Origin of the sequence: Nocardia canadensis, assembly GCF_032656385.1 — a bacterium.
Lineage (GTDB): Bacteria > Actinomycetota > Actinomycetes > Mycobacteriales > Mycobacteriaceae > Nocardia > Nocardia canadensis.
Genome location: NZ_JAVCWB010000008.1, coordinates 150,750 through 166,853, shown reverse-complemented (window position 1 = coordinate 166,853; position 16,104 = coordinate 150,750). Strand labels below are relative to the sequence as shown.

Sequence of the window (16,104 nt, the reverse complement as noted above, 5' to 3'; positions counted from 1 at the left end):
GCAAATGGCATGGGATTTCGACACCGACCCCGACTATCAACACAAGCTGGACTGGGCGGACGCGTTCGTACGGGATGAGGTCGAACCACTCGACCTCATCTGGCCTGACCTGCAGTTCGTGCCACTGGACGAGACACGACGCAAGGCGATAGATCCGCTCAAGGAGCGGGTCCGCGAACAAGGCCTGTGGGCCACCCACCTCGGACCCGATCTGGGTGGACAGGGCTACGGCCAGCTGAAGCTGGCGCTGCTGAACGAGATACTGGGCCGATCATCCTGGGCCCCCATCATTTTCGGTTGCCAGGCACCCGATACCGGCAACGCGGAGATTCTCGCGCATTTCGGCACCTCCGAGCAGAAGCAGCGCTATCTGCGCCCACTTCTGGACGGGGAGATCTTCTCCTGCTTCTCCATGACCGAGCCGCAGGGTGGCGCCGACCCGGCGCAGTTCGAGACCCGCGCGGTGCGCGACGGCGACGACTGGGTGATCAACGGCTGGAAGTTCTTCTCCTCCAACGCGCGCACCGCGTCGTTCCTGATCGTCATGGCGGTGACCGATCCGGATGTCGGTGCGCACCGGGGCATGTCGATGTTCCTGGTACCCGCCGACACTCCCGGCATCCGCATCGAACGCAATGTCGGCCTGTACGGGGAGGCGCTCGGCGAGGGCTCACACGCACTCATCCACTACGACAATGTCCGGGTCGGCGCCGAGTCGCTGCTCGGTGGTGAAGGGCAGGCTTTCGCGGTCGCGCAGGTTCGGCTCGGTGGTGGACGTATCCATCACGCCATGCGCACGATCGGCCTGGCAGGCAAGGCACTGGACATGATGTGCGAACGGGCGCTGTCGCGACAGACGGCCGGTGAGCGTCTGGCGGACAAACAGTCCGTCCAGGGCTACATCGCGGACTCCTACGCGCAGCTGACCCAATTCCGGCTCCTGGTACTGCACACCGCGTGGAAGATCGACAAGCTCAACGACTATCGCGCAGCCCGCAAGGACATCGCCACGGTGAAGGTGGTCATGCCGACCGTTCTGCACGACATCGCGTGGCGGGCGATGCAGGTACACGGCGCGCTCGGTGTGTCGAACGAGATGCCCTTCATGACCATGATCCACGGCGCGGGCGTCATGGGACTGGCCGACGGACCCACCGAGGTACACAAGGGCACGGTCGCCAAACAGGTGTTGCGCGACCACCGGCCCAGCGAAGACCGCTGGCCCAGCGAATGGATTCCGCGCAAGCTCGACGCCGCCCGTGCCAAATACTCCGAATTCCTGGAACACGAAGTGGGGAACCTGTGATCGACACCGAACGCCTCGCCGCATGGATGGACGACCGTGGGCTGCCCGGTAAGGGCGCGCCCCTCGAGGCCGAATTCCTGTCCGGCGGAACCCAGAACGAGATCTACAAGATCCGCCGCGGTGACGAGCGCAGTGTGCTGCGCATACCGCCGACCACCGCCCCGGCCGACCGCGACAAGGGCATCCTGCGCGAGTGGCGGATCACCGAGGCGCTCGACGGCACCGACGTTCCGCACACACCCGCGGTGGCGGTGTGCACCGATCCCGCGGTGCTGGGACGGACCTTCTACCTGATGGGCTACGTCGACGGCTGGTCGCCGATGGGCCGCAAGGGATGGCCCGCGCCCTTCGACGCTGATACCGCCGCACGGCCCGGACTCGCTTATCAGCTGGCCGAGGGCATCGCCTTGCTGTCCAAGGTCGATTGGCGCGCACAGGGTTTGACGGATCTCGGCAGGCCCGACGGCTTCCACGAACGTCAGGTGCAGCGGTGGACAGGGTTCTTCGAGCGGATCAAGGGCCGCGACCTCGACGGCCTCGACGTCGCGACCGACTGGCTGCGGCGGCACCGGCCGCTGGACTACATCCCCGGCATCATGCACGGCGACTACCAGTTCGCCAATGTCATGTTCGACCACGGCGCACCCGCCACACTCGCCGCCATCGTCGACTGGGAGATGGGTACTGTCGGCGATCCGAAACTCGATCTCGCCTGGATGATTCAGAGCTGGCCGGAGGACACCGCCGCACCGGAGGCGGAAACCGCCAGCTACGTCGACTTGCGGGGGATGCCGTCGCGATCACAACTGGTCGCGCACTATGCCGAGGTGTCCGGTCGCCAGGTGGACGACCTCGACTACTACCTGGTCCTGGCCAAATGGAAACTCGCGATCGTGCTGGAGCAGGGCTTTCAACGCGCAGGCGACGACTACAAGTTGCAGTCCTTCGGCCCGATCGTGCCCGAGCTCATGCGATCTGCGGCCGAGCTCGCCGAGACAAGTGGGTACCGAGGATGAGCGACGAACTCCTGGTGGATCGCCACGGACCGATCCTGATCCTGCGGCTGAATCGGCCGGAGTCACGCAACGCCCTGACTCCGAACATGATTCACCGGATCGGCGCCGCGGCCCGCGATGCCGAAGCCGATCCGGACGTACGCGCGATGCTGATCACGGGATCCGGCGATCGCGCCTTTTGTGCCGGCATGGATCTGCGCGCATTCGCCGACGGCGCGAATTTCGGCGCCGACAACCCGGACTACGCCGCGTACCAGCGGTTGAGCAGCGGCACGCTCACCGTGCCGGTGATCGCCGCCGCCAACGGCAGCGCTGTCGGAGGTGGGCTGGAACTGCTGCTGGGCTGTGACGTCATCATCGCGGCCGACACCGCCACCTTCGGCCTGCCCGAAGTCAAGCGCGGCCTGTTTCCGGGTGGCTCCGGCACCGCCATCGCCCAGCGTATTCCGATGGGGATCGCCCTGGAACTCACCTTGACCGGCGACCCGATCACAGCTGCCCGCGCCTACGAGCTGGGCCTGGTCAATGCTGTCGCCCCCAACGTGGAAACCTTCGACACCGCCCTGGTATTCGCCGAACGGATCGCCGCCAACGCCCCACTCGGATTGGCGGCATGTAAAGAACTGGTCCGCATGTCGGTCGCCGCACCTACGCGGGTCAACGAACGCCTGACCCATTGGCAGAACGTGGTTTTCCCTTCCGACGACGCCAAGGAGGGCTCGCGCGCCTTCGTCGAGAAGCGCGCCCCGGTCTGGCGGGGGCGGTGAGCGGCGTGCGCGCCGTCGTCTGTCCGGCCTACGGTCCACCGGAGGTCGTGCGCATCGAAGACCGCCCGGTGCCCGCGCCGGACGCCGGCGGTGTTCGGGTTCGGGTCGGGGCAGCCGCTGTGAACTTCCCGGACGTACTGCTGATCGCGGACAAATATCAGATCAGCGTGCCACCCCCGTTCGTACCCGGCAGCGAATTCGCGGGCGTGATCACCGAACTCGGCAATCGGGTCGAAGGATTCACAGTCGGTGACCGAGTGACGGGCACCGGCCTCTACGGCGCGTTCGCCGAGGAGATCGTCGTGTCCGCCGAAAAGCTCACTCGGACCGCGAACGGTGTCGATGACCGGACGGCCGCGGCCTTCGGTGTCGCGCATCGCACCGCGTACCACACGCTGCGCTCGGTCGCGCGGGTGTGCGCCGGGGAGCGACTGCTGGTACTCGGGGCGGGCGGCGGTGTCGGCCTCGCCGCCGTACAGCTGGGAGCACTGCTCGGAGCCGAGGTCACCGCGGTGGCCTCCAGCTCCGAGAAGCTGACCACGGCGGCGAGGTACGGCGCCACCCGCCTGGTCGACAATCGAACGGGTGACTTCCGTCGAGAATTGCGCGCCGTCCTGCCCGACGGTGCGGATGTGGTCGTCGACCCGGTCGGCGGCAGACTGGCCGAACCCGCGCTGCGCGCACTGCGCCGCGGCGGGCGCTACGTCACCGTCGGTTTCGCCTCGGGGAACATCCCACAGATTCCGCTGAACCTGGTGCTGGTCAAAGGGATTCATATCCTCGGGTTCCAATTCCAGGACATCGCGGCCGACGAGTTCCAGCGCAACGAAAGTGAACTCGCCGACCTGTTCAGTTCCGGACGGGTGCGGCCGCACATCGATTTCGTAGTACCACTGGACCGGACAGCCGAGGCCCTGCGCACGGTCGCCGACGGTCGCGCCATCGGAAAGGTCGTCATCGATGTCACAGCGTGAATACCGAACCAGAGAAGGAGACCTCGCGTGAGAACCGCGTTGATCACCGGAGCGGCAGGCGGGATCGGTGCCGCGGTCGCTCGCCGACTCGCCACGCAAGCACACTGCGTGCTGATCGATCGGAGTTCCGCGGTCGACCAGGTCGCCGCCGAGATCGGTGGAACGGCCGTCGTCGGCGACCTCACCGATCCCGAGCTGACCGCGCGAGCCGTCGCGCAGGCAGGTGACGGACTCGACTTGGTCGTCCTCAACGCTGGGATGAACTGCGCCGACAAGGATCCCGCGACGCTGGATCTGGACCGCTACCACGCGGTCGTCGGAGTCAACCAGCACGCTGTGGTGTGGGGGCTGCGGGCGGCCTTGCCGACGCTGCGTCGCGCGGGCGGTGGATCGATCGTCGTCACTGCTTCGCACGCGGCGCTGACCGGCGTCGAGCAGGACCCCATCTACACCATGACCAAGCACGCCGTCATCGGTCTCGTGCGCGCGCTGTCCGGACCGCTGTCGCGCGAGGGAATCCGGCTCAGTGCCGTCTGTCCCGGTTTGGTGGATACCCCGCTCACCGCGGGCGCACGAGACCGATTCCGCGCGGCCGGCATACCGATGCTCAGCTCCGACGAGGTGGCCGCAGCCATCGAGGAGACGCTCTACGCCGCCGAACCGGGCACCGAGCTCGTACTCACACCGGGGCATGCCCCCACCGCATACGTCGCCGCACCCCTACGACGGCGCGACCCATCCGAGGAGCACATGCATGTTGAAGCCGAAAGCCACCGCCACTCGTGAACTCACATCGCTCGACGGCGTCTGGAGGTTCGCTGTCGACTCGGCAGCCGTCGCTGAGCCGTGGCGCGGAGCGCTCGACGGCGCGCTGGAAGCCGCCGTTCCCGCCAGCTACAACGACCTGTTCGCCGACCCGGCCATTCGTGACCATGTCGGTTGGGTTTGGTATCAACGCACGGTTCGGGTTCCGCGTGGCTGGGCCGGGGAGCGGATCTTCGTGCGGGTGGAGGCCGCGACCCATACCGGCAAGGTGTACGTCGACGATCAGCTGGTCGCCGAGCACGTAGGCGGGTATACCCCCTTCGACGCCGATATCACCGACGCCGTCACCACGGGCGGGGAGTTCCGGCTCACCATCGGCGTGAGCAACGAGCTGACCAACACGACGATCCCGCCCGGCAGCATCACCGTCACCGCGGATGGTCGCCGCCAGCAGAAATACCTGCACGACTTCTACAACTACGCCGGTCTCGCGCGCTCGGTGTGGCTGTATTGCGCTCCGGCTGTGCGGATTTCCGACATCACCGTGGTGACCGATGTCAACGGTGCGGAGGGGGTCGTCGACTACCGTGTCGCCACCATCGGGACCGCCGACGTGCGGGTTCGGTTGCTCGACGCCGCAGGCGTCGAAGTCGCGAACGGGTCGGGCGCGACCGGGTCACTTCGTGTCCCGGGAGTCACACTGTGGCAACCGGGCAAGGCCTACCTGTACGAACTGGTGACCGAAGCAGTCGATGGTGAAACAGTGATCGACAGCTACCCCCTGGCGGTCGGCGTACGCACCGTCGAGGTGCGGGGCACCCAGTTCCTGATCAACGGCGAGCCGTTCTACTTCACCGGTTTCGGCAAGCACGAAGACACACCCGTGCGAGGCAAGGGGCACGACAACGCGTTTCTGGTCCACGACTTCCAGCTGATGGAGTGGATCGGCGCCAACTCGTTCCGGACCTCGCACTACCCGTATGCCGAGGAGGTGATGGACTTCGCCGACCGCCACGGTGTGGTCGTCATCGACGAGACAGCCGCCGTCGGTCTCAACCTCTTCATCGAGGGCGGAATCGGCCGCCCGGACAAACGACCCACCTTCTCCCCCGAAACGATGAACGACCAGACACGCGAAGCGCACGCACAGGCGTTGCGGGAGCTGATCGCGCGCGACAAGAACCATCCGAGCGTGGTCATGTGGTGTGTGTCCAATGAGCCGTCCTCCATCGAAAACGGCGCTCGCGAATACTTCGAGCCGCTGGTCCAGCTGACCAGGAATCTCGATCCCACCCGCCCGGTGACCTACGCCAGCTTCATGTTCGCCACACCCGACAACGACCGCATCGCCGACCTCTTCGACGTGCTCGGCCTCAATCGCTATCACGGCTGGTATATGTCCAACGGTGACCTGGCGACCGCGGAGATCACCCTCGAGGCCGAAATCACCGCCTGGGCGGAAAAGTACGGCAAGCCGATGATCATGATGGAGTACGGCGCCGACACCCTGTCGGGTCTGCACTCGATCTGGGACATCTCGTGGACCGAGGAGTACCAGACCGCGTTCCTCGACATGCACCACCGAGTCTTCGACCGCCACGAAGCGATGATCGGCGAGCACGTCTGGAACTTCGCCGACTTCCGCACCACGAACGGTATCCACCGCGTCGACGGCAACAAAAAGGGCGTGTTCACCCGCGAGCGCAACCCCAAGAACGCCGCCCACGCGTTGCGCGCCCGCTGGCGCCGGATCGGCAGCCGCAAGCCGACCGCACCGGACACACAGAACTGAGCGGCCTGTTCCGCCCACATACTGAGGCCGATCCGATACCGCGATTCGAACGCGGCACCGGGTCGGCCTCGATGCACGCTGTCGCCGCTGTCAGGGGGCACGCACACGACGTCGGTCCGGTCGATGACCGGACCGACGTTCGAGTCGATGGGCCCGCCGTACTGCGGAACAGACGGTCGGGAGCGATCCCTGTCCCGATCAGGACATCGGGACGAGGTCGCGGATTTCGCGACAGCCGGGGTGGAGCTCGTAGCTGTGGAACATCTCATCGGGGTGCACCGGCGTAGGCGCCGCGATGGCGACCAGCGCCTGAGCCTTGAACGCCTGTGCGGCATAGCTCAGATGGTGCATCACCGAATCGACGGGACGACCGAAGTCCGCGGTCGAGCCGTCACCCCAGAGGGTGACTTCCTCGTGCTGTCCCTGCTCGAGCACCCGCGACAGCCGGTCGCGAACGCGAGCGTCCGTCGAGCACAGCGCGGAATCGACCGCGATCGCCTGCGGCAGCGGTCCACGATGCTCGGCGTTCAAACACGACGTCAGATCGGCGACGCGAACGCCCAAGATCTGCAGCGGCCGCATTTCCGTGTGATCGGCGACCAGCGCCATCACATCCCATCCGGCCATCACCCGATCGAACAACCAGCCGCCCGCGCCCTGCACGACCGCGGCCGCTGTCGGCGCCAGCACTACCAGACGGGGTCTCAACAGCCCCTTTCGACTGTTAGATGTTGAGCTAGCGCGCAGGTGTACTCGCTGAACACTTGCGCCACCGGAATCGAGGGTTCGAGCAGCCATGAGGTTTCCATCCCGTTGAGAAAGGCGACGATTTCCACGGCCTTGACGGCCGCGTCTATGTCCGTGCGGTACTTGCCAGCGCGCTGACCTCGCCGAATCGCTTCGGCAACGGTCTCTACCGCTGCGTGGTACCGCGCGTGTAGCCGATCATGGAGGGGAGCATCGGGTTGCAGATTCTCGACCAGCAACACGACGAACATCGCCACTAGATCCGGTGAGCGGTCGAATCTTTCGGCGACCCGCTCGAGCTGCTCGATGAGATCTCCGGCCCGGTCGGCATGGAGATCGTCGTCGATGTCACGCGCTTCGAGAACCGCGTCCAGCAACTGCTGCTTGGACTCGAAGTGGTGCAGCAGGCCAGCCGGTGTGACGCCGGCGAGCTTGGCGATCTGCGCGAGCGATGTAGTTCGCCAGCCACCACGGACCAGTGACTGCTGCGCCGCCGCGAGGATTCGCAGCTTGCGCCGCTCCCCTTTCACGAGAAGCGTCTCGTACGGCCGCGTGGCGCTCGGTGCCGATGACTCTCGATCGAGCATCGAACTCCTCCGTTCAATCAACCTACTGAATGCACAGTAGGTCATTTCCGGCGATGTGACAAGGGTCTCATCAAGACGCTGTAGGCACTTCCCCGAGTCGCCGACAACTGCCGTCAACCAGCGTACTTACGCTTCGAGGCAGTCTCGTATACATTTATGGAGAATGTAATTCTCACACTGGTCGTCGCGCACCTGGCGTGGCGATCAGATGAATACGGAGGACGGCACATGGCAATGGCGCTCGCGCCCGAAGTCTCGACATGGCCCGCGGACAACCCCCAACTCGTCGGCAGCCGATGCGGGGCATGCACGGCGGTGACCTGGCCTCGGCAGTCACGATGCCCGCGATGCAGCAGCGCGGAGATGACCGACCGGATGCTGCCGCGCCAGGGAACGCTCATCGCCTGGACGACACAGGGTTTCGTTCCGAAACTGCCCTACGCGGGCAAGGCGACCGCGGACAATTTCGAGCCGTTCGGCATCGGCCTGATTCAGCTCGGCGACGACGTCCGCGTCGAGGCCAGGTTGACCGTGGCCGACCCGGACCGTTTACGCCCGGGCATGTCTGTGGAACTGGTCTTTGTGCCGCTCTACACCGCCGACGACGGCACCGACGTCATGACGTGCGCGTTCGCGCCCGCCTGACGGTATCCGCGAGTACTACAGGAGTTTGAAGATGAACGACGTCGCCATCATCGGCATCGGTATCCATCCGTTCGGTCGTTTCCAGAAGTCGGCGATCGAAATGGGCGCCGATGCCATTCAGTCCGCCCTCATCGATGCCGGAATCCAATGGAAAGACATCCAATTCGGCTTCGGGGGTAGCTATGAGGTGAGCAATCCGGACGCGGTCACCCGACTCGTCGGGTTGACCGGGATTCCGTTCACCAACGTGTTCAATGCCTGTGCCACCGCGGCCAGTTCGATCGAACAGACCGCGGAGGCTATCCGCTCCGGGCGCTACGACATCGGCATCGCCGTCGGCATGGACAAGCATCCTCGCGGTGCGTTCACCGATGACCCGGCCAAACTGGGTCTGCCCGGCTGGTACGCGGAGAACGGGCAGTTCGTCACCACCCAGTTCTTCGGCATCAAGGCCAATCGGTACTGCCTCGATCACGGCATCTCACACCAGACGCTGGCCAAGGTGGCGGCCAAGAACTACCGCAACGGTGTGCGCAATCCGAATGCCTTCCGGCGCACGGCGATGTCGGAGGAGCAGATCCTCGCCTCGCCGATGTTGAACTATCCGCTGACGCACTACATGTTCTGCTCTCCCGACGAGGGCGCCGCCGCGGTGATCATGTGTCGCGGTGATCTCGCCAAACGCTATACCTCGACACCGGTGTACCTGCGGTCCTCGGCGATCCGTACCCGGCGCTACGGCGCGTACGAGGTGCACAGCACCTGGGCGGCGATCGACGAGGATGTCTCGCCCACCGTGTACGCCTCCCGTGCCGCCTTCGAGGCCGCCGGCATCGGCCCCGAGGACGTCGATGTCGTTCAGCTGCAGGACACCGACGCGGGCGCCGAGGTGATCCATATGGCAGAGAACGGGTTCTGTGCAGACGGTGACCAGGAGAAGTTGCTGGCCGAGGGCGCGACCGAGATCGGCGGGCGGCTGCCGGTCAATACCGACGGTGGTCTGATCGCCAACGGCGAGCCCATCGGAGCGTCGGGCATCCGTCAGGTGTACGAGCTCACCCTCCAATTGCGGGGGCAGGCGGGTGACCGACAGGTGCCGGGCAAACCCAAGGTCGGCTACGCACAGGTCTACGGTGCGCCAGGAACGGCCGCGGCATCGATCCTGTCGCTCTGATTCACGAAGAACGAGAAACGGGACCCGTCGCCTGGTGGCGGCGGGTCCCGTTGTCGTCGGCAGCCTCTACAGGCCGAGCGATTTCGCGATGATCACCTTCATCACTTCGCTGGTACCCGCGTAGATCCGGGCGACCCTGGCGTCGGTGTAGAGCCGGGCGATCGGGTACTCCATCATGTAGCCGTAGCCACCGAACAGCTGCAGACAGCGGTCGACAACGCGGGCCTGCACTTCTGTGGCGAACAGCTTCGTCCGCGCGGCGTCGGCGCCGGACAGCTCTCCCCGCACCAGTTCCATCACCGCCTTGTCGACCATGGTCTGGGCGGCCTCGATGTCGGTGGACATCGCCGCCAGCTCGAACTTGGTGTTCTGGAACGAGGCCACCGGCGTGCCGAAAGCCTTGCGCTCCTTGACATATTCCACGGTCGTGGTGAGCGCGGCGCGCGCCTGTGCGACCGAACCCACCGCCACCGTCATGCGCTCCTGGGCCAGATTGTGGCCGAGGTAGCCGAACGCCTTGCCTTCCTCGCCCAGTCGATTGGCTACGGGCACCCGGACATTGTCGAAGGACAGCTCGACGGTGTCCTGCACCTTGCAGCCCATCTTCTCCAGCACCCGGCCCTTCTCGAATCCGGGCATCCCGTCCTCCACCACCAGCAGGGTGAGGCCGGCGCGTCGTTCGTCGGGATCGGTCGAGGTGCGCGCCACCACCACCACCAGATCGGCGAGCAGGCCGCCGGTGATGAACGTCTTGGCGCCGTTGAGGATGTAATCGTCACCGTCGCGAACGGCGGTGCTGCGCATCCCCGCGAGGTCGGAGCCGGTGCCGGGTTCGGTCATGGCGACGGCGGTGAGCAGTTCCCCGGACGCGAGACCGGGGAACCAGCGTCGCCGCTGCTCTTCGTCGGCGTATTCGAGGAAATACGGCAGGATGACGTCGATCTGAGTGCGCACGGTGCCCAGCGTGACGAGCGCGCGCTGAGCCTCCTCCTGCAGCACCTGGTTGTAGCGGTAGTCGCGCAACCCCGCTCCCCCGTACTCCTCGGGGATCGCGGTGCCGAGCAGCCCGAGTTCGCCGAGCGCGCGGAAGACCTCGCGTGGCATGCGTCCGGATCTTTCCCAGTCCGCGTAGTGGGGCACGACCTCCTTGTCGATGAACGTCCTTGCCAGCTCCCGGAAGGCTTCGTGATCCGGGGTGAAAATATCTCGGCGCACTGCGGGCTCCCTCTCAGGACACGAGTTCGACGACGGTGGCGTTGGCGGTGCCGCCGCCCTCGCACATGGTTTGCAGGCCGTAGCGAATTCTGTTGTCCCGCATGTGATGGATCATGCGGGTCATCAGGACCGCACCGGAGGCGCCGAGCGGATGGCCCAGCGCGATGGCACCGCCCAGCGGATTCGTCTTTGCCGGGTCGGCGCCGGTTTCGGCGAGCCAGGCCAACGGCACGGGGGCGAATGCCTCGTTCACCTCGAACACCCCCACGTCCGGCAGACCGATGCCTGCTTTGCGCAGTGCCTTCTCGGTGGCGGGGATGGGGCCGGTCAGCATGAGGACCGGGTCGGAGCCGGCTACCGCGCCCGCCCGGTAGCGCACCAGCGGTGTCAGCCCGAGCGCGCGTGCCTTCTCCGGCGTGGTCACCAGCAGTGCGGCCGCGCCGTCGGAGATCTGCGAGGAGTTGCCCGCGTGGATGACTCCGTCTTCTTGGAACGAGGTCTTCAACCCGCTGAGCGTCTGCGCCGTGGTACCGCGCCGGATTCCCTCATCGGCGGTGACGACGCCCGAATCGGTGGCGACGGAAACGATCTGCCCGTCGAAGGCGCCGGTATCCTGCGCCACCGCCGCGCGTTCGTGTGATGTCGCGGAGTACTCGTCCACCCGGGCGCGGTCCAATCCCCATTTGCGGGCGATCATCTCAGCCGACACACCTTGATCGAAGGTGAAATCCTGGTAACGAGCCAGCGCCCGCGGCCCGTAGGGATGCCCGCCCGCTTTGGCGGCACCGAGCGGCACCCGGCTCATCACTTCGACGCCCCCGGCCACCACCAGGTCCTGCTGGCCCGACATGACCGCCTGCGCGGCGAAGTCCAGCGCCTGCTGGCTGGATCCACAGGCCCGGTTGACGGAGGTGCCCGGCACGCTCTCCGGCCATCCGGCAGCGAGCACCGAATAGCGGCCGATATTGCTGGCCTGGTCACCCACCTGGGAGACACAGCCCCACACCACATCGTCGACTTCGGCGGGATCCATGCCGGTGCGCTCCACCAGGGCATTGAGCACCACGGCCGACAGATCGACCGGGTGCACGCCGGACAGCCCGCCGTTGCGTTTGCCCACGGGGGTACGCACCGCCGCGGCGATTACTACTTCACGCATGTGTCGTCTCTCTCTCGGCGGGCAGCCACCCGCCGGTGAACTGGGCATCACGCTTGTCAGCGAATGCCGAAAAGGCCTCGGGCGCGTCTGTTCCCGCGAAGTTGACACCTTGAGCCCTGGCCTCGCCTGCCAGTGCGTCGCGCAACGAGCGATCCGCGCCTTCGTTCAGCAACGCCTTGGTCTGAGCCAGCGCGATCGGCGGGCCGGCCGCCAGCCGCGCGGCGAGATCGTCGACGAAGGCGTCGATCTCACCACCCGGTACCAGGTAGGTCACCAGGTTCATTTCCCGTGCCTGCTCGGCGTCGATCATCTCGGCGAGCAGCGCCAACCGCTTGGCCTGTTGCAGGCCGACCAGTTTCGGCAGCAACCAGGACCCACCGAGGTCCAGCGAAAGGCCACGGGCGGCGAAGATCTGACAGAACCGCGCCTGCGGGGTGGCCACCACCAGGTCACAACCGAGGGCGAGGTTCCAGCCCGCGCCGACCGCGACGCCCGTCACCTTGGCGATCGTCGGTTTCGGAAGTTCGTGCAGCTCCAGGGCCACCTCGGTGAGCAGCCGCATCTTGTGGGCGGGATGGCCGTCGGCGATCGAGGAGACGTCCGCCCCGGAGCAGAACGCTCCGCCCGCGCCCGTGATCACCAACGCGCGCACCGTGCGATCATCCGCGGCGCCGCGCAGGGCGTCACGCAGCTGCGCCCACATCTGCCAGGTGATGGCGTTCTTGCGGTGTGGGCGATTCAACGTGATGGTGCGGACGCCCTCGGCGTCCGCGGTGAGCAACACAGAGTCTTCGGTCATGGTGTCTCCCAGGTCATTACCGGCGCGGTCCGATCGCTCCGTGCTCGGACAACCGGGCGATCTCCACGTCGTCCACACCCAATTCGGCGAGGACGGACCCGGTATGCGCACCGAGTGCGGGCACCGCGCCCATCGGCGGGTCGAAGCCCGCGATGACCGGTGGTGGGAGCAGAGCGGTGACGGGGCCGCCCGGCGAGTCGACGGTGCGCCAGCGGTCGCGGTCGATCAGTTGCGGATGCACGAGCACTTCGCTCGGCGTGTTGTAGCGGGAATTGCCGATTCCGGCGTCGTCGGCGGCCTTCTGCACCACAGCCAAGTCGTGCTGGGCGCACCATTCGCCGATGGCCGCGTCGAGCGGGGCCCGGTTGCGCACCCGGTCGGAGTTGGTGCGAAACCGCTCGTCGCCCGCGAGATCCGGGCGTTGCAGAACCTCGCGCGCGAGCCGCTGCCATTCCCGGTCGTTGGTGGTACCGAGTACGACGGTTCGGTCGTCGGCGGTGCGGTAGGCGCCGTAGGGCGCGACCGCGGGTGAGCTCATGCCGAGCGGCTGCTGGTCGACCCCGGCGTACCGGCTGTAGGTGAGGTGGTACCCCATCAGCTCGGCCATCGCGTCGAACAGGCTCACCGTGATCGACGCACCGGGTCCGGGACCGCTGCGGATCCGTTCACACAGCGCCGCCATGATCGCCAGTGCCGCATACAGACCCGTGGTGACATCCGCGACCGGCGGCCCCGGTTTGGCGGGCTCGCCCGCGCGGCCGGTCACCGCGCACACGCCGGTTTCCGCCTGCACGAGCAGGTCGTAGGCACGCTTGTGTGACAGTGGGCCACCCGCGCCGAATCCGTCGATCTCCACGGCGATCAACTGCGGGTGGCTGACCGCCAATTCGGCCGGCGTGATGCCCAATCGTGCGGTCGCACCCGGCGCGAGATTGGAGACCAGCACATCGGCGCGTTCGAGCAGGCGATGCAGCAGTCGCAGACCGTCGGGGGTCTTCAGGTCGAGGGCCACCGATTCCTTGCCACGGTTCACCCAGACGAAGTGTGCCGCCTGCCCGTGCACCACATCGTCGTAGTGGCGGGCGAAGTCGCCGCCGTCCGGGTTCTCGATCTTGATCACGCGAGCACCGAAATCGGCGAGCGTGCGCGTGCACATCGGCGCGGACACGGCCTGTTCGAGCGTCACCACGGTGACTCCGGCCAGTGGCGCCATCAGATCACCATGCCGCCGTCCACCGGCAGCACCTGTCCGGTCACGAAGGAGGCAGCGTCGGAGGCGAGGAATACGAAAGCGGGCGCCACTTCTTCCGGCTCGGCCCAGCGGCGCAACGGAATTCGCGCCAGCATCTGGGCGGCGAACTTCTCGTCGGTGCGGATGGTCGATGTCATCGGGGTGGCGGCCAACGGCGCGAGTGCGTTGACGCAGATGTTCTTGCGCGCCAGTTCCCGTGCCAGCGATTTCGTCATTCCGATGATCGCGGCCTTGGCGGCCGAGTAGTTCACCTGGCCGAGCGTGCCGACGATCCCGGCCGAAGACGTGACATTGATGATGCGACCGGTACCGTCGGTGGCCAGGTACGGCAGCGCCGCCTGGGCACAATTGAAGGTGCCCATCGCGTGGATATCGAACAACTGCTTGACCGATTCCACCGTGGTGTCCGCGAACATCGCGGGAGCGGTGATGCCCGCGTTGTTCACGACGATGTGCAGTGTGCCGTCGGCGAGCGCGGCGGCGCGTTCGGCGGCAACGCCTGCCGCGGTGCGGTCGGCGACGTCGAGGGCGAAACTTTGTGCCCGGCCACCATTTCCGGTGATCTTCTCCGCGACAGCGGCAGCCGCTTCACCGTTCAGGTCGGTCACCAGCACCGCCGCGCCCGCCTCGGCGAGCGCGGTCGCCACCGCTGCGCCGATCCCACCGGCCGCACCGGTCACCAGCGCAGCGCGTCCGGTGAGATCGAATTTTCCGTTACTCATCAATAGCTCCTCGGCAGTCCCAAAGTGTGCGATCCCAGGTAGTTCAGAATCATTTCCTGGCTGACCGGGGCGATACGCATGACGCGCGCCTCCCGGAAGTAGCGGGCGACGTTGTATTCCTCGGCGTAACCCATGCCGCCGTGGGTTTGCAGCGCGCGGTCGGCCGCGGTGAATCCGGCGTCCGCGCACAGATATTTCGCGGTATTGGCTTCCCGGCCGCACGGCTTTCCCGAGTCGTACAACCAGGTCGCCTTGCGCAGGATGAGTTCGGCCGCGTCCAGCTGTGCCAGCGAATCGGCGAGGGGGAACTGAATGCCCTGGTTCATGCCGATCGGCCTGCCGAAAACCTCGCGATCGTTGGCGTAGCGCACTGCCCGATCCAGCGCGACCCGGCCGATACCCAAGGCCTCCGCGGCGATGAGCATCCGCTCTGGATTCAGGCCGTCGAGCAGGTAGGTGAACCCCTTCCCCTCTTCACCGACCCTGTCCCACAACGGAATGCGCAAGGCGTCGATGAACAGTTCGTTGGAGGTCACCGCATTGCGGCCCATCTTGGCGATCGGCCGGATGTCGACGCGATCGCGATCGAGATCGGTGAGGAACAACGTCAGACCGTCGGTCTTCTTCTCGACCTCGTCGTAGCGCTGTGTTCGGGTGAGCAGCAGGATCTTCTCCGACTCCATGGCCTTGGAGATCCACACCTTGCGCCCGCTCACCACGTAGTGATCACCCTCGCGACGGGCGAAGGTGGTGATGCGCGTGGTGTCCAGTCCCGCACCGGGTTCGGTGACGCCGAAACAGACGTGCAGGTCACCGTTGACGATGCGGGGCAGGGTGCGCTGTTTGAGCTCCTCGGATCCGTGCACGACCACCGGGTGCATGCCGAAGATCGACAGATGGATGGCGCTGGCGGCGTTCATTCCGCCGCCCGAGCGGGCCACCTCTTCGAGCAGGAGGGTGGCCTCGGTGATACCGAGACCGTGGCCGCCGTACTCCTCGGGCATGGTGATGCCCAGCCAACCGCCCTTGGCGATGGCATCGTAGAATTCCGTGGGGAATTCGTGCGCCTGGTCTTTCTCCATCCAATAGTTGTCGTCGAATTTCTTCATCAGTTCGGCGACCGACTTGCGGATCAACTGCTGATCCTCGGACAGCTCGAAACTCATTCCCGCGGACACCCGCAC

General features: G+C 66.2%; 16 protein-coding genes. 8 read left to right on the top strand and 8 right to left on the bottom strand.

Annotated elements, in window-relative coordinates:
* The first annotated feature begins 4 nt into the window (after positions 1–4).
* Genes Q7X29_RS14475 through uidA form a run of 6 tightly spaced genes read left to right on the top strand, consistent with a single transcriptional unit; the run spans position 5 to position 6,620 of the window.
* Positions 5–1,306 carry an acyl-CoA dehydrogenase family protein gene (locus tag Q7X29_RS14475; protein ID WP_316574365.1) on the top strand — a complete coding sequence of 434 codons (1,302 nt, stop codon included), beginning with the start codon at positions 5–7 and terminating at the stop codon, positions 1,304–1,306.
* A 26-nt stretch (positions 1,307–1,332) separates the two neighbouring features.
* Positions 1,333–2,322 (top strand): phosphotransferase family protein, encoded by a 990-nt coding sequence (locus tag Q7X29_RS14470; RefSeq protein ID WP_316575355.1) that lies wholly within the window; start codon positions 1,333–1,335, stop codon positions 2,320–2,322.
* The gene (locus tag Q7X29_RS14465; protein ID WP_316574364.1) at positions 2,319–3,089 is read left to right on the top strand and encodes an enoyl-CoA hydratase-related protein; all 771 of its coding nucleotides are present in this window, start codon (positions 2,319–2,321) and stop codon (positions 3,087–3,089) included. Before Q7X29_RS14470 ends, Q7X29_RS14465 begins: the two co-directional genes overlap by 4 nt.
* Positions 3,090–3,094: 5 nt before the next feature.
* Complete coding sequence (locus tag Q7X29_RS14460) at positions 3,095–4,063, top strand: NADPH:quinone oxidoreductase family protein (RefSeq protein ID WP_316575354.1); 969 nt, start codon at positions 3,095–3,097, stop codon at positions 4,061–4,063.
* Positions 4,064–4,090: 27 nt separating this feature from the next.
* Positions 4,091–4,849 (top strand): SDR family oxidoreductase, encoded by a 759-nt coding sequence (locus tag Q7X29_RS14455; RefSeq protein ID WP_316574363.1) that lies wholly within the window; start codon positions 4,091–4,093, stop codon positions 4,847–4,849.
* A complete protein-coding gene (uidA, locus tag Q7X29_RS14450) occupies positions 4,818–6,620 on the top strand; it encodes a beta-glucuronidase (RefSeq protein ID WP_316574362.1) in 1,803 nt (600 codons plus the stop codon). Before Q7X29_RS14455 ends, uidA begins: the two co-directional genes overlap by 32 nt.
* Positions 6,621–6,818: 198 nt before the next feature.
* Here the strand turns inward: uidA and Q7X29_RS14445 are convergent, their stop codons facing one another.
* Together Q7X29_RS14445 and Q7X29_RS14440 are read right to left on the bottom strand one after the other, a co-directional pair.
* Positions 6,819–7,229 (bottom strand): hypothetical protein, encoded by a 411-nt coding sequence (locus Q7X29_RS14445; protein WP_316574361.1) that lies wholly within the window; start codon positions 7,227–7,229, stop codon positions 6,819–6,821.
* 95 nt (positions 7,230–7,324) lie between these two features.
* Positions 7,325–7,954: a TetR/AcrR family transcriptional regulator gene (locus Q7X29_RS14440; protein WP_316574360.1), complete on the bottom strand. Its 630-nt coding sequence runs from the start codon at positions 7,952–7,954 to the stop codon at positions 7,325–7,327.
* Positions 7,955–8,182: 228 nt separating this feature from the next.
* On the opposite strand from Q7X29_RS14440, the gene Q7X29_RS14435 reads away from it, so the two are divergent.
* Together Q7X29_RS14435 and Q7X29_RS14430 are read left to right on the top strand one after the other, a co-directional pair.
* Positions 8,183–8,599: a Zn-ribbon domain-containing OB-fold protein gene (locus tag Q7X29_RS14435; RefSeq protein WP_316574359.1), complete on the top strand. Its 417-nt coding sequence runs from the start codon at positions 8,183–8,185 to the stop codon at positions 8,597–8,599.
* A gap of 31 nt (positions 8,600–8,630) precedes the next feature.
* On the top strand, positions 8,631–9,773 hold the full coding sequence (locus Q7X29_RS14430; RefSeq protein WP_316574358.1) for a thiolase family protein: 1,143 nt from the start codon (positions 8,631–8,633) through the stop codon (positions 9,771–9,773).
* 66 nt (positions 9,774–9,839) lie between these two features.
* Here Q7X29_RS14430 and Q7X29_RS14425 read toward each other — a convergent pair whose 3' ends face one another.
* The 6 genes from Q7X29_RS14425 to Q7X29_RS14400 are packed head-to-tail and all read right to left on the bottom strand — an operon-like array spanning position 9,840 to position 16,086.
* Positions 9,840–10,988 (bottom strand): acyl-CoA dehydrogenase family protein, encoded by a 1,149-nt coding sequence (locus Q7X29_RS14425; protein ID WP_316574357.1) that lies wholly within the window; start codon positions 10,986–10,988, stop codon positions 9,840–9,842.
* A 13-nt stretch (positions 10,989–11,001) separates the two neighbouring features.
* Positions 11,002–12,147, bottom strand: a complete 1,146-nt coding sequence (locus Q7X29_RS14420) for a thiolase family protein (RefSeq protein WP_316574356.1) — start codon at positions 12,145–12,147, stop codon at positions 11,002–11,004.
* The gene (locus Q7X29_RS14415) at positions 12,140–12,946 is read right to left on the bottom strand and encodes an enoyl-CoA hydratase/isomerase family protein (RefSeq protein ID WP_316574355.1); all 807 of its coding nucleotides are present in this window, start codon (positions 12,944–12,946) and stop codon (positions 12,140–12,142) included. Before Q7X29_RS14415 ends, Q7X29_RS14420 begins: the two co-directional genes overlap by 8 nt.
* A 16-nt stretch (positions 12,947–12,962) precedes the next feature.
* Positions 12,963–14,159 carry a CaiB/BaiF CoA transferase family protein gene (locus tag Q7X29_RS14410; RefSeq protein ID WP_316574354.1) on the bottom strand — a complete coding sequence of 399 codons (1,197 nt, stop codon included), beginning with the start codon at positions 14,157–14,159 and terminating at the stop codon, positions 12,963–12,965.
* Entirely contained in the window at positions 14,159–14,920 is a 762-nt protein-coding gene (locus Q7X29_RS14405; protein ID WP_316574353.1) for an SDR family NAD(P)-dependent oxidoreductase, read from the bottom strand. The genes Q7X29_RS14410 and Q7X29_RS14405 overlap by 1 nt, the downstream gene beginning before the upstream one ends.
* Positions 14,920–16,086, bottom strand: coding sequence for an acyl-CoA dehydrogenase family protein (locus tag Q7X29_RS14400; protein ID WP_316575353.1), 1,167 nt, complete (start codon positions 16,084–16,086; stop codon positions 14,920–14,922). The genes Q7X29_RS14405 and Q7X29_RS14400 overlap by 1 nt, the downstream gene beginning before the upstream one ends.
* Positions 16,087–16,104: the final 18 nt, after the last annotated feature.